General features: G+C 38.2%; 14 protein-coding genes and 2 tRNA genes. 9 read left to right on the top strand and 7 right to left on the bottom strand.

Annotation, left to right across the window (positions count from 1 at the left end; translation table 11 throughout):
* Position 1 precedes the first annotated feature (1 nt).
* A complete protein-coding gene (locus tag FNZ24_RS06850; RefSeq protein WP_153913751.1) occupies positions 2-1,198 on the bottom strand; it encodes an efflux RND transporter periplasmic adaptor subunit in 1,197 nt (398 codons plus the stop codon).
* Between the two features lie 528 nt (positions 1,199-1,726).
* Here FNZ24_RS06850 and galE point away from each other — a divergent pair.
* Entirely contained in the window at positions 1,727-2,749 is a 1,023-nt protein-coding gene (gene galE, locus FNZ24_RS06855) for a UDP-glucose 4-epimerase GalE (protein ID WP_153913752.1), read from the top strand.
* Between the two features lie 106 nt (positions 2,750-2,855).
* Here galE and FNZ24_RS06860 read toward each other — a convergent pair.
* The 3 genes from FNZ24_RS06860 to FNZ24_RS06870 all read right to left on the bottom strand — a co-directional run bounded on the left by FNZ24_RS06860 (position 2,856) and on the right by FNZ24_RS06870 (position 4,637).
* Positions 2,856-2,932 (bottom strand) — tRNA-Val (locus tag FNZ24_RS06860).
* A gap of 25 nt (positions 2,933-2,957) precedes the next feature.
* A tRNA-Val gene (locus FNZ24_RS06865) sits at positions 2,958-3,034 on the bottom strand.
* 229 nt (positions 3,035-3,263) lie between these two features.
* On the bottom strand, positions 3,264-4,637 hold the full coding sequence (locus FNZ24_RS06870) for an MATE family efflux transporter (protein WP_153913753.1): 1,374 nt from the start codon (positions 4,635-4,637) through the stop codon (positions 3,264-3,266).
* Between the two features lie 30 nt (positions 4,638-4,667).
* Between FNZ24_RS06870 and FNZ24_RS06875 the strand changes: the two genes are divergently transcribed.
* Entirely contained in the window at positions 4,668-5,297 is a 630-nt protein-coding gene (locus tag FNZ24_RS06875) for a riboflavin synthase subunit alpha (protein WP_153913754.1), read from the top strand.
* 28 nt (positions 5,298-5,325) lie between these two features.
* On the opposite strand, the gene FNZ24_RS06880 is transcribed toward FNZ24_RS06875, so the two are convergent.
* On the bottom strand, positions 5,326-5,526 hold the full coding sequence (locus FNZ24_RS06880) for a CPXCG motif-containing cysteine-rich protein (RefSeq protein WP_153913755.1): 201 nt from the start codon (positions 5,524-5,526) through the stop codon (positions 5,326-5,328).
* A 357-nt stretch (positions 5,527-5,883) separates the two neighbouring features.
* On the opposite strand from FNZ24_RS06880, the gene thrS reads away from it, so the two are divergent.
* From thrS to FNZ24_RS06905, 5 genes are all read left to right on the top strand, one after another.
* Positions 5,884-7,812, top strand: coding sequence for a threonine--tRNA ligase (thrS, locus tag FNZ24_RS06885; protein WP_153913756.1), 1,929 nt, complete (start codon positions 5,884-5,886; stop codon positions 7,810-7,812).
* A gap of 3 nt (positions 7,813-7,815) precedes the next feature.
* On the top strand, positions 7,816-8,358 hold the full coding sequence (gene infC, locus FNZ24_RS06890; protein WP_153913757.1) for a translation initiation factor IF-3: 543 nt from the start codon (positions 7,816-7,818) through the stop codon (positions 8,356-8,358).
* An 88-nt stretch (positions 8,359-8,446) separates the two neighbouring features.
* Positions 8,447-8,641, top strand: coding sequence for a 50S ribosomal protein L35 (gene rpmI, locus FNZ24_RS06895; protein WP_055023949.1), 195 nt, complete (start codon positions 8,447-8,449; stop codon positions 8,639-8,641).
* Positions 8,642-8,659: 18 nt separating this feature from the next.
* Positions 8,660-9,019: a 50S ribosomal protein L20 gene (gene rplT, locus FNZ24_RS06900; protein WP_012325107.1), complete on the top strand. Its 360-nt coding sequence runs from the start codon at positions 8,660-8,662 to the stop codon at positions 9,017-9,019.
* 113 nt (positions 9,020-9,132) lie between these two features.
* The gene (locus tag FNZ24_RS06905) at positions 9,133-9,684 is read left to right on the top strand and encodes a GNAT family N-acetyltransferase (RefSeq protein WP_153913758.1); all 552 of its coding nucleotides are present in this window, start codon (positions 9,133-9,135) and stop codon (positions 9,682-9,684) included.
* Positions 9,685-9,769: 85 nt separating this feature from the next.
* Here FNZ24_RS06905 and trxB read toward each other — a convergent pair whose 3' ends face one another.
* Positions 9,770-10,720: a thioredoxin-disulfide reductase gene (trxB, locus tag FNZ24_RS06910; RefSeq protein WP_153913759.1), complete on the bottom strand. Its 951-nt coding sequence runs from the start codon at positions 10,718-10,720 to the stop codon at positions 9,770-9,772.
* A 210-nt stretch (positions 10,721-10,930) separates the two neighbouring features.
* Complete coding sequence (gene msrA / locus FNZ24_RS06915; RefSeq protein ID WP_153913760.1) at positions 10,931-11,410, bottom strand: peptide-methionine (S)-S-oxide reductase MsrA; 480 nt, start codon at positions 11,408-11,410, stop codon at positions 10,931-10,933.
* Between the two features lie 174 nt (positions 11,411-11,584).
* On the opposite strand from msrA, the gene astE reads away from it, so the two are divergent.
* Together astE and FNZ24_RS06925 are read left to right on the top strand one after the other, a co-directional pair.
* The gene (gene astE / locus FNZ24_RS06920) at positions 11,585-12,616 is read left to right on the top strand and encodes a succinylglutamate desuccinylase (protein WP_153913761.1); all 1,032 of its coding nucleotides are present in this window, start codon (positions 11,585-11,587) and stop codon (positions 12,614-12,616) included.
* Between the two features lie 150 nt (positions 12,617-12,766).
* Positions 12,767-13,945, top strand: a complete 1,179-nt coding sequence (locus FNZ24_RS06925; protein ID WP_153913762.1) for a thiamine pyrophosphate-dependent dehydrogenase E1 component subunit alpha — start codon at positions 12,767-12,769, stop codon at positions 13,943-13,945.
* The last annotated feature ends 1 nt before the right edge of the window (position 13,946 follow it).

The raw sequence follows: 13,946 nt of genomic DNA on the forward strand, positions 1-13,946 counted from the left end.
ATTATTCCTTATCATCCATGGCGATAGCAGTGTCAGAATCGACACCAACTTTAGGCTCTGTTTGTAAAATCTTGTCTTGAGGCAAAGCCACCGTCATTCCTTCTACTGGGTAATCTAATGCAGAAGTAATGATGTTCATTCCATCTTCTAGACCACTTGAAATAATCACGTTACTGCCATCTTGCCTGATGATGTTTACAGGGAGATATCTAAGTTTTTTATCATTATCCATAGTGGCAACTAGGCCATTAACAATGAGGTGGCGAGGCACTACAGCGACTTGACCAGCATGGGTACCACCAATATGAGCAGTTACATAGGTGCCGTATCTAAGTTCTTTATGATCTTTGTTAAGTCCATAAGGGTCATCAATTTCAGCAACTAAATAAGTCATTCGACTTTTACTATCAATAACGCCTTCACTGCGAACGATTGTGCCAATCCACTCTTGTTTTTCACCAGCAAAGTTGCCGACTAGAGTAACTTTGGCATTAGCGCCTTTACGATCTAAATACTGCATTTCTTTATCTGCAAGTGGTAAACGCACTTCAGCTTTATCTGTGCTGTACACCAAACCGATAGGAGAACCATTACTAACGTATGCCCCTAATCCGATATTTCGGCTACCGATTAATGCATCATAAGGAGCTTTGATAATGGCACGTTCAAGATTTCGCTGGGCACGAAGTAATCCAGCTTCAGCACTTTTTAGTTTTGCTATTTCTTGTGCTAGCTGCGGTTTGCGTAAACTTAAATCACTTGGCTTACTGTCAGTAATCTCAGCCCATTCACGTTCTGCAACTTGAGCGTTCGCTTTCTCTTGAACGAGTGTTGCTTTAGCTGATGCAAGATTTGCCTGAGCGTCCAATAAAGCTGACTCGTAATCACTTGGATCTATTCGTGCAAGTACATCACCTTTTTTAATGAAACCACCTTTAACAAATGAATCGGAAAGGTAGGTAATTTCACCACTAACTTGAGCGACTAACTCAGTATGATACTTAGCATTAACGACACCATATGAACTCACAGTGAACTTCATTGGTTTATAGTTAATGGTTTCGACCGACACTAGCGGCGTATTATCAACAGGTGGTTTTTCTTCTGGTGGTTTTTGCATTGAAACTAACAAGCCCGTTATCAATACACCCACACCTATAATCCCAATAGGCAATATAATTTGCTTTGCAGTAGCCACGACACTTCCTCTTGTTGAAGCTAAATCACAGACACTGTCCGTGATGAATATGAATTAATAGTATTATACGGATATGTTACATAGATTGTTAAACCCTTACTGTTTCAATGTGTAATTTAATGTGTCTGATTTGTAAACTTTGTAAACTTTGTAAACTTTGTAAACTTTGTAAACTTTGTAAACTTTGTAAACTTTGTAAACTTTGTAAACTTCGCCGGAAAGTTCACAAATACAGTGGCTTAACAGTAATATTTTTGTGGCTACGATTTGTGAAATTGGCGAGGGAATGTCTTAATCATTTCAAAATGCAAAGCCTAATGACATAAGCTTGTTACTTCTATGTGCTAAAAATATTGACTGGTGAGTGATAGAACCAGTGTTATTAATCTAAAAAAACAAAATCAGTTTAAAGCTGCTTTTTGTTTATTTTAAGGTATGCATTAGAGCCAACTAAAAGTATTATTGTAATAACTCCATAGGCTTAGATAATTTCAGCACATAAATTGTGTTTGATAACAGGGATAAAAGATGAATGTTTTAGTGACAGGTGGGGCTGGGTATATTGGATCTCACACCGTTTTATCATTATTAGAAAATAACAGTGACGTAGTTGTTTTTGATAATTTATTTAACTCAAACATTGAATCTATTAAAAGGGTAGAAGCCTTAACGGGTAAATCTGTCGTGTTTGTTGAAAGCGATGTTAGAGATAAACAACAGTTATCTGCGGTCTTTAAAGCTCACAATATTGATACAGTTATTCATTTCGCTGCACTCAAGGCTGTAGGTGAGTCTGCGCAAATACCTTTAGAGTATTATCAAAATAATGTACATGGTTCGGTATGTTTACTAGAAGCTATGGCTGAACATCAGGTGAATAATTTTATATTTAGCTCATCAGCAACAGTTTATGGCGAAGAAAATGAAGTGCCATATGTCGAGACAATGAAATTAGGTACACCTTCAAGCCCTTACGGGGCAACCAAAGTCATGGTTGAACGGATAATGGCAGATACTGCGGCATCTAATCCAGCATTTAGAGGTGTTTCTCTTCGTTATTTTAACCCTATTGGCGCCCATGAAAGCGGTCAAATTGGTGAGTCACCAAAAGGTATTCCAAATAATTTATTGCCTTATGTCGCACAAGTGATGGTAGGCAAGCGTGAAAAGTTAAGTATATTCGGTTCAGATTATCCAACTAAAGATGGTACCTGTGAACGTGATTATTTACATGTAATGGATCTTGCTGAAGGGCATGTGGCGGCGATGAATTGGTTAAACGATAATCCAAAATTTACTGGAGTAGAATCGTTTAATTTAGGAACTGGTAATGGGGTGTCTGTTTTTGAAATTGTCTCAGCATTTGAGCAAGCAGTTGATAAGAAAATCCCTTACGAAGTCAGTCCACGAAGAGCAGGTGATTTACCCGCATTTTGGGCTAATGCGCAAAAAGCCAATTCGCAACTAAATTGGCAGGCTAATCGCTCACTTGAGCAGATGATGGTAGATACCTGGCGTTGGCAGTCTGCAAATCCGAATGGATATGAATAGCGAATAAATATCGATGTAAAAAGTGACAATCTAATAAGTTGTCATTTTTTATTAAATTTAGGCACAAAAAAACCAGCTAATGCTGGTTAAGTGTTTAAGAATGATTTGGTACAACTGAGTGGATTCGAACCACCGACCCCCACCATGTCAAGGTGGTGCTCTAACCAGCTGAGCTACAGTTGTATATCTAAATCAATCTCAAAAGAGATGGTACAACTGAGTGGATTCGAACCACCGACCCCCACCATGTCAAGGTGGTGCTCTAACCAGCTGAGCTACAGTTGTATCGTTTAAAGAGTACAAATTAATGTAATCTTTGGAACGAGCGATATATTACGGTATACCGTGATTGATGCAAGTAAAAATGACAAAAAAATGATTGAGTGGTGATTTGCTGTGCATTTTGGAGTTAATTACAGCATATAAGCTTAATAATTCGTAGCTTATATGCTGTTAGCTGGTTATGTAGATATGTAAATCAGTCTTAATCCACGTTATTTACTATTGTTATCTACTAATGGTGGCTGTCTGAAATGACGGCTTTAAGTTTGCCTGAAGTCTGGATATAGCGAAGTCTTATTGCAAACAATACTGCAGCACTAGTTAAACCCGCTATTAAACCAATCCAAAAGCCATGAGCGCCCATTGCAGGAACTATGATGTCTGTTCTTGCTAATGTGTAACCTAAAGTCATACCGATAGCCCAATACGAGATTAGAGTAATATAAAATGCGCTTTGGGTATCTTTATAGCCACGTAATGCACCTGCTGCGACTACCTGTATTGAATCTGACAATTGATACAATGCAGCCAAGAACATAAGACTACCCGCTAAAGCCACAACCTCTGGGTTGTTGTTATAAAGTAAAGCAATTTGGGTTTTGAAAAGCACAGTGATAACGGCGGTAAATAGCGCTAAAGAGAAAGCAATAAACAATCCTATTTTCGTAACTAAGTTGCTTATCTCTAATTTGTCTTGACCCAAGTAATATCCAACTCTAATTGATACAGCTATACCAATTGATAGTGGCAACATAAATACAATAGAAGAAAAGTTAAGCGCTATTTGGTGTCCTGCTACAACTGTCGCGCCAAGTGGGGCAAGCAATAACGCAATAACAGCAAATAAACTCACTTCGAAAAATAATGCCATAGCTATCGGCATACCGTGTTTAGTCATTTCCCAGATGGTTTTCCAGTTAGGTTTGTTTAAACGACTAAACGGTGCTATTTCAGTAAATTTCTTATGTAATTGCATATAAATCATCATTGCAATTAGCATTGCCCAAAATACAAGTGCCGTAGCAACACCACAACCAGCGCCGCCCATTGCAGGCATTCCGAAGTGTCCATAAATGAAGATATAGTTAGCTGGAATGTTGACAGCTAGACCAACAAAACCAATTATCATAGTAGGTAACGTATAAGAAATGCCTTCTGCACAACCACGTAATATTTGATATAAAATGAAAGCAGGAACGCCCCACATAAATCCGTGCAGATATCCTGCACTTAAATCTGCTAACTCAGGATCCAGTTCCATCATGGAGAAAATTGTTTTCGCAAATGAGAGGAACAGCAAAACACCGACTGTACCAAATATGGCAATATAGAATGCTTGAGACATTAGCGGCTGTATTGCTTTAGGATTATTAGCACCATGATGGTGGGCAAATACAGGTGTAAATGCGAGAATAAGGCCCTGTACAAAAAGTAAGGCTGGTAACCATAAACTGGTACCGATAGCTACAGCTGCCATGTCAACGGCGCTGACTCTACCGGCCATTACAGTATCAATAAAACCCATCATGGTTTGGGTTACTTGTGCAATTAATACTGGCAGCGCCAGTTGAATTAATTTTTTGGCTTGAAAGCCTGTGTGATTCATTAAAAAGCCTTTTAACTAACGAGTGAAAATATGTTTACTGGTATCGTTCAAGCCACATGTGATGTGGTATCGATTAAAGAGCAAAGTGGTTTAAAAACGTTTGAAGTCAAAATTCCAGAAGAGCTGCAACAAGGTTTAGAAACCGGTGCAAGTGTTGCAAATAATGGCGTATGTTTAACTGTTACTAAACTCGAGAATGATAGAGTTTATTTCGATGTAATGGAAGAGACGTTACAAGTAACAAACTTAAATTTTGTTGAGCAAGGTAGCAAAATTAATATTGAACGTTCATTAACCTTTGGTAAAGAAATCGGTGGTCATATTCTGTCTGGTCATGTTCATGCTATGGCAACCATTGAAGAGGTAAGCGAAACCGATACGCATTACAATTTAACCTTAAGTATTCCACCTAAATGGATGGATTACATTTTTTATAAGGGATTTGTTGGTGTTAATGGCTGCAGTTTAACTGTTGGCGAACTTAAAGATAATAAATTCAAGTTACACCTGATTCCAGAAACACTAAAGCTAACCAACTTAAGTGACTGTATTGTTGGCGATAAAATTAATATCGAAATAGATAGCCAAACCCAAGTTATCGTCGATACCGTTGAGCGAGTTTTAGCTAAAAAAGCACTCGAAACTAACTTATCAAGTTAATTTAATTGCATCCTTTACTAACGAGCAACTAATACAGTTGCTCGTTATCAGAATCAATGAATAATTGTATTGTTCTATTTGAATCATTGACATGTAATCTCATATGAATCGAATTACAACACACCCGGCAATCGTCGTAATATTCTTGGTCGCCTAAACTGGTATCTATATGGACATGCTGGTTATGACCACAGTGTGGACAACTTACTACACGGCTCACTAAATTCATCTTAAACTCCTTATTACCTGCAACTGCGGCTCTAATCCATCTTAGTTGTATTTAGAACTACTAATTATAGTAGAAGATAAGCTTGCAGAGTCGACATCATAATTCGAAATATGAAATAAAAACCCAGTGTCTAATATCGAATATTTCTATCAACAACTTAAAAGAAAAAAAGTACATTAAAATCACATTTAAACGAGCTATTCTATTGCTTGCAAAAGCCCTTTTCACATACAATGCAACTTCGTGCCACTATTAGCTCAGGCTCCTGTAATGTCTGTAGTTCGGTGGCATTTCTTTTATTTATTATTTATTACCAAGTGGCCCTACGTGTGGGTCACCACTGGATAAGGAAATTAAATGCCAATTATTACATTGCCTGATGGCAGCAAACGCGAGTTTGCAGATTCTGTTTCAACGTTAGATGTCGCTGCAGACATTGGTCCTGGTTTAGCTAAAGCGTGTATTGCTGGTCGTGTAAACGGCGAGTTAGTTGATGCTTGTGACTTAATAACCACAGATTCAGAGCTTTCAATCATCACGGCTAAAGATGAAGAGGGTGTTGAAATCCTTCGCCATTCTTGTGCACATTTACTTGGTCATGCTATTAAGCAAATGTGGCCAGAAACGAAAATGGCTATTGGTCCTGTAATCGATAATGGTTTTTACTATGACATCGATTTAGACCATAAATTAACTCAAGAAGATATTGATGCTCTTGAGAAACGCATGACAGCGTTAGCAAAGACAAATTATAGTGTTGTTAAGAATGTTGTTTCTTGGCAAGAAGCCCGCGATACATTTGAATCACGTGGTGAAGAATACAAAATTGCTATCTTAGATGAAAACATCAGTAAAGATGCAACACCGGCTTTATATCACCATGAAGAATATGTTGATATGTGTCGTGGTCCACATGTACCTAATATGAAATTCTGCCAACACTTTAAGTTAATGAGTGTTGCTGGTGCATACTGGCGTGGTAATTCAGACAATAAAATGCTGCAACGTGTTTACGGCACTGCATGGGCTGATAAAAAAGCCTTAAAAGTGCATTTGAACCGTCTAGAAGAAGCCGCAAAACGTGACCACCGTAAAATTGGTAAACAGCTAGATCTATACCATATGCAAGAAGAAGCACCAGGAATGGTATTCTGGCATAACGATGGTTGGAGTTTGTACCTAGAATTAGAGAAGTTTATCCGCCAAAAACTAGGTCAATATACTTACCAAGAAGTTAAAGGTCCATTAATGATGGATCGTAACTTATGGGAACGTTCTGGCCATTGGGATAAGTATGCTGACGCGATGTTCACAACTAACAGTGAAAACCGTGAATATGCAATAAAGCCAATGAATTGTCCTGGTCATGTTCAGATCTTTAACCAAGGTCTAAAATCATACCGTGATTTACCACTTAAAATGGCTGAGTTTGGTTGTTGTCATCGTAATGAGCCATCAGGTTCATTACATGGACTAATGCGTGTTCGTGGATTCACCCAAGATGATGCACACGTATTCTGTACTGACGCTCAAGTCCAAGAACAAGTGAGTGAATGTATCCAAATGGTATACGACACTTACGGAACTTTCGGCTTTAATAATATCGTCGTTAAATTATCAACTCGCCCTGAAAAGCGAATTGGTGATGACGATATGTGGGATAGAGCTGAAGAAGCATTAAAACAGGCACTTGTTGCTAACGAAATTGAATTCGAGATATTACCAGGTGAAGGTGCCTTCTATGGTCCGAAAATCGAATTTACACTTCATGACTGTTTAGACCGTGCATGGCAGTGTGGTACTGTGCAATTAGATTACGCATTACCATCTCGTCTTGGGGCAACTTATGTTGCTGAAGATAACACGCGTCAAACGCCAGTTATGATCCATAGAGCTATTTTAGGGTCTCTTGAACGTTTCTTAGGTATTCTAATTGAAGAATACGCAGGTAAATTCCCAACATGGCTTGCTCCAGTGCAAGTAATTGTTATGAATATTACAGATAAACAGTCTGATTATGTTGACGAAATTGTTAAATCTTTCAAAGAAAGTGGCATTCGTGCATCTAAAGACTTGAGGAATGAGAAAATAGGCTTTAAAATACGTGAACATACGTTAAAGCGTGTACCTTATTTATTGGTCGTTGGCGATCAAGAAATGGAAAATAAGGAAGTTGCGGTAAGAACACGTGACGGTATCGATTTAGGCAAGATGAAAATCAATGATTTCAATGCCAAGATACAAGAACAAATTTCTAGCCGTAGTCTATTATTGTTGGAGGAATAGGTCATAAAGATCAAGAGAGCAGCAGGGCGACAGCCAGCCCCTAATCGTATTAACGAAGAAATCACTGGCGTACCAGAAGTTCGTTTATCGGATATCAATGGTGAGGCAGTTGGAATCGTTAGTATTTCACAGGCTCAAGAATTAGCTGATGAAGCAGGTGTAGACCTAGTAGAAATCAGTCCTAATGCTGAACCACCTGTCTGTCGCATAATGGACTACGGTAAGTTCCTTTTTGATAAAGCGAAAGCTCAAAAAGAACAAAAGAAGAAGCAGAAACAGGTCCAGCTGAAGGAAATAAAATTCCGTCCTGGCACTGATGAAAACGACTATCAGGTAAAACTACGCAACCTGATTCGTTTTCTTGAAGATGGGGACAAAGCGAAAATTACGCTGCGTTTCCGTGGTCGCGAAATGGCACACCAAAGCCTAGGTATGGATCTTTTGAACCGTATCAAAGCAGATTTGGAAACATATGCTGTTGTTGAATCTTTCCCGAAAATGGAAGGTCGACAAGCAGTTATGGTCCTCGCACCTAAAAAGAAATAGTAGGGCAACCCACTAAAAAGTAGCAAAGTCCTTTTGAGGATTTTGCTCGCCTTACGTTTTATTAATGTCCCAATGCGGAGTTTTAGCAATGCCTAAAATGAAAACAGATAAGGGTGTCCAAAAGCGCTTCAGAAAAACCGCTAATGGTTTCAAGCGTAAACAAGCACACTTACGTCATATTTTGACAAAGAAGAGCACTAAGCGTAAACGTCACTTACGTGCTAAATGTTTAGTTGCAAAGTCTGATGTGCCAGCAATCGCACGTCAACTACCATACGCTTAATTAAAGGAGATATGAACAATGCCTAGAGTTAAGCGTGGTGTAACCGCTCGTGCTCGTCACAAGAAAGTACTTAAATTAGCCAAAGGTTATTACGGAGCTCGCTCACGTACTTACCGCGTTGCTGTTCAAGCAGTAACTAAAGCTGGTCAATATGCTTACCGTGACCGTCGTCAGAAGAAACGTCAATTCCGTCAACTTTGGATTGCACGTATCAATGCGGCTTCTCGTCAAAATGGTCTTTCTTATAGCCGTTTCATTAATGGCCTTAAAAAAGCATCAATCGAAATCGATCGTAAGATTTTGGCTGACATCGCTGTATTCGACAAAGTTGTATTTACAACTTTAGTTGAAAAAGCAAAAGAAGCTTTAGCTAAGTAATTAGCTTTATTGCTTTAAAAAAGGAGCCTTCGGGTTCCTTTTTTTATGCCTATAATTTATAAAAGATAAAGCTTTAAAGATTTTACTTTCCTGTCATTTAATGGAATAAACCTATGACTCCTATTGTTACCCTACGTTTAAAAATTTCACTTATGACACTGGATGATGCTGATTTATTGTTTGAATTAGATCAAGACCCTGCAGTCATGCAATATATTAATGGTGGAAAAGCGACTTCAAGGCAAGAGATACTGGATGTTTCCATCCCACGCTTGGCAAAATATCTTAATCCAGAGAAGTGTTGGGGGCAGTGGAAGGTTTCTGATTTAGATGATGTTTTTCTAGGTTGGATTTTAATTAGACCTATGGGGTTCTTTAGTGACAAACCACAATTTGATAATTTAGAAATTGGCTGGCGCTTTAAGCAAGTGACATGGGGTAAGGGGATCGCAACTGAAAGTGCTTTAGCGCTAATTAACTTTATAAGTCAGCAACAAGATGGTATTACAAAGTTTTCAGCTATAGCCGACTCCCTAAATACAGCATCGATTAAAGTGATGAAAAAAATTGGAATGAAGTACATTGAAACTCAAGAATTTCATGATGAAAGTAAAACTCTTGATGTTGTTTTGTACTCTTTAGACGTTACACATAAAAAAGCGTAATAGTTAAGCTATATCCGCTATAAATCATAGGTATAAAAAAGCCAGCTAATGCTGGCTTTTAAGTGTCTAACCTTTTAATAAAAGATTATTGAGCATCCAAGAAACGCTCAGCATCTAATGCAGCCATACAGCCGGAACCCGCTGAAGTAATAGCTTGACGATAATGCTGATCCATCACATCACCACATGCATAAATACCTTCTACGCTAGTTTGTGTCGCATTACCTTGCAAACCACTATTTACAGTAATGTATCCATAGTTCATATCAAGCTGACCATCAAAAATGCCAGTGTTAGGACTATGACCAATTGCAATGAATACACCTGCAACATCAAGAGACGAAATAGAACCATCTTTTGTGCTCTTCATGTTTAAGCCTGTAACACCCATGTTGTCACCAGTCACTTCATCTAGTGTTTGGTCTAGGTGCAAGATAATGTTGCCGTTCGCCACTTTATCCATTAAACGATTAATTAAAATCTTTTCTGAACGGAAAGTATCACGACGATGGATCAAATGTACTTCTGAGGCAATGTTACTTAAGTAAAGTGCTTCTTCTACTGCAGTATTACCACCACCAACAACAGCAACTTTCTGGTTACGATAAAAGAAACCGTCACAAGTTGCACAAGCTGATACGCCACGGCCCATGAATGCTTCTTCTGATGGCAAACCTAAATATTTAGCTGATGCACCTGTCGCAATAATCAATGCGTCACAGGTAAATTCGCCATTATCACCTTTTAATTTATAAGGGCGCTCTCTGAAATCTACTTCATTGATGTGATCAAATATAATTTCAGTGTCGAATTTCTCTGCATGCTGTTGCATTCTTTCCATTAATGCTGGACCGGTTAGTCCTTCAGCATCACCTGGCCAGTTCTCAACTTCAGTTGTCGTAGTAAGTTGACCACCTTGTTGCATACCAGTGATCATGACAGGTTTTAAATTAGCACGAGCAGCATAAACCGCAGCAGTATAACCAGCAGGACCTGAACCTAAGATAAGTAGGTTAATATGACGAGCTTGACTCATTGATGTATTTCTCCGTATTCATGCCTTTAGCAATTTGCATGGATTGTAGGGAATTTATAGGGTGGGGTAAAGAGCAGAAGAGTCTAAGATATAGATTGTATTAATCGGTTTTGTATAGAAAAGGCACCATCTGTTTAATTAAAGCACTGTCTATTTAATTGAGGCACTTTAAACGAGGCACTTTACATAAGTGCCTTACAATTTTTATATTTAATAGCTTATATGGCAGCTTGGTAATTCATTCTTTTCTAGATAGTTTTGATGGTATTCTTCAGCGGGGTGAAATTGTTGGATTGGCACTATTTCAGTCACAATATGTTTAATACCCCATTTCCCGCTCTTTGCTAAATCTAATTTTGAACGAATTGCTGTCTCTTTTTGCTGTTTATCATGGAAAAAAATAGCACTACGATATTGATTTCCAATATCTCCACCTTGCTTGTTCAGTGTGGTTGGGTTGTGGTTTGTCCAAAATACCGCCAATAACTCTTCATAAGAGACAATAGACTCATCAAATTCGATTTGAACAACTTCAGCATGTCCTGTGGTACCAGTTTTAACTTCTTCATAAGTTTGGTATTGGTCTTTTCCGCCCATATAGCCGCATTTAGCGTTAACAACGCCGTCAACTTGTTTAAAAAAATACTCAACGCCCCAAAAACAGCCTGCACCAAATGTCGCTAATGTCATACTTACAACCATAAAGAAGTCTAGATGGCTAAAAGTATATTTAATCTGAAACAGAATGCAAGTAAAGATTTACACTATGGTAATTGTCTCTTAACGTTAGCTTCCCTCAGTTGTGATAGAATCAACAAATGTGATTGAAACCATTTCAGTTTAGCCGTCTTTCAAGGAGTCTTCGTGTTTCAACAATTAATGGAAGAAAAAGATTTTTTAGCTTTCACTTTAGCTAACATAGATAAAGAAGTTCCCACTCACAGTTTTACCTTATCTAATCAAACAACAGTAAAAATATTAGATAATGGTGTCATTAGCTTTACTCCCAATTCAGGCTCTAAAAAAGATATCGTATTGTCTTGTGCAGTACATGGTAATGAAACAGCACCGATTGAAATTTGTAATGAACTCATTCAGGGATTGTTAGAAGAGAAAATTCAAACTGCACATCGAGTGTTATTTTTAATCGGTAATCCTGATTCAATTTTAACTGAAACAAGATTTGTAGAAGAAAATATGAATCGATTATTCAGTGGTGCACATTCAAAAGGTGAAGGCCTATGTAACAAAGAAAGAGTCCGTGCTAAAGCATTAGAGTTATTTGTAGCTGACTTTTTTCTCGACAATGATCAGTCACAGCGTATTCATTATGATCTTCATACAGCTATCAAACCGTCAAAACATGAGAAGTTTGCTATCTATCCTTATAGGCCTGGCCGTGCGTTTAGTGCAGAACAAATAATGTTTCTTGCTGATTGTGATGTGGATACGATCTTATTTCATCATGAGCCGACAACCACGTTTAGTTATTATTCGTCAGAGCAATTTAAAGCTGATGCTTTTACCGTTGAACTTGGCAAAGTGATGCCATTTGGCCAAAACGAGTTGAAAAAATTTGCTAACACTCGAAAAATGCTCAATCAATTAATTACTGAGCAACAAATCAGTGTTTCTTCTTTTGATGCTGATAAACTCCACTTATACAAAGTGTCGCGTTCAGTGAATAAAAATTTCGAAGATTTTACTTTTTCATTTCCAAAATCGACGGTCAATTTCACAGGTTTTAAGCAAGGGGAAATACTTGCGACTGAAGGCGGAACAGATATTAAGATTGAATACCCATATGAAGCTATCGTTTTTCCAAATGAAAATGTACCTGTTGGTCAACGCACGGTATTATGTCTGATACCTGCGCCTAACGAAGATATTCAGTAATTTGTAAACCTAAATATACAAAAATATTGAAAGGTTATTCATCGGATGGAATGCACATTAGTTGATCGCTAGTTTACGTTAACGTAATGTTCGTTCGCATAGTATAAATTAAGCTTTATTTTATAAGGCCTCACATAATAAGAGCACAATATGAGCAACGCACCACTGAATAATGAAACAGTGCATCGTGTCAGCTTCTTAGACAAAGCTTCATTGCACATTCCTATTTTAAAAATTCTTCAAGCTGATGGCACTACATACGAAAATGCAGTGATGCCAGTTATTGATAAAGCTTTAGCAGAGCGCATTCATGACACTTGTGTTTTTACCCGAGTACTCGATGAACGTATGTTAAGTGCACAAAGACAAGGTCGTATTAGTTTTTATATGACTTGTACTGGTGAAGAAGCTTCAATCATTGGCAGTACTGCTGCACTTGATGATGGTGACGTTATTTTAGCTCAGTATCGTGAGCATGCTTCACTTCGCTACCGTGGTTTCACTACTGAACAATTTATGAATCAAATGTTCAGTAATGAAAAAGATTTAGGTAAGGGCCGTCAAATGCCAATTCATTACGGCAGTAATGAACTAAATTACCAAACTATTTCATCACCACTAGCGACCCAAATTCCACAGGCAACAGGTGTTGCGCACGCGTTTAAACTGCAAGGAAAACGTAACGTCGCTATTTGTTATTTTGGTGAAGGCGCGGCTTCAGAGGGTGACTTTCATGCAGGCTTAAATATGGCCGCAGTATTAAAGTCTCCTACTATTTTCTTTTGCCGTAATAATGGTTATGCCATTTCAACACCAACTGAAGAGCAGTTTGCTGGTAATGGTATTGCTAGTCGCGGTGTAGGTTACGGCATGCATACCATTCGTGTAGATGGCAATGACATGCTTGCAGTACTTGCTGCTACTCAGCAAGCTCGTGCTTACGCACTAGAGAATAACGCCCCTGTATTAATCGAAGCTATGACCTATCGTTTAGGTGCACATTCATCTTCAGATGATCCTTCTGGCTATCGCTCGAAAGAAGAAGAGGCTAAGTGGGAACAGCACGATCCTGTTAAGCGTTTTAAGCTGTGGATGATCAATAAAGAATGGTTAAATGAAGCTGACGATGCAGCACAATATGAAAAATATCGTGAAGAAGTATTGAACGCAGTTAAAGTTGCTGAAAAAGTACCATTGCCACATATAGATGGACTCATTACGGACGTACTGGATAAGCCTACACCTGTTTTAGAAAAACAGCTTGCAGAGCTAAAACAACATATCAAAAAATATCCAAAGTCTTATCCTAAAAGCGCAGGGAGAATTTAAT

Origin of the sequence: Shewanella sp. TC10, from assembly GCF_009663145.1 — a bacterium.
Lineage (GTDB): Bacteria > Pseudomonadota > Gammaproteobacteria > Enterobacterales > Shewanellaceae > Shewanella.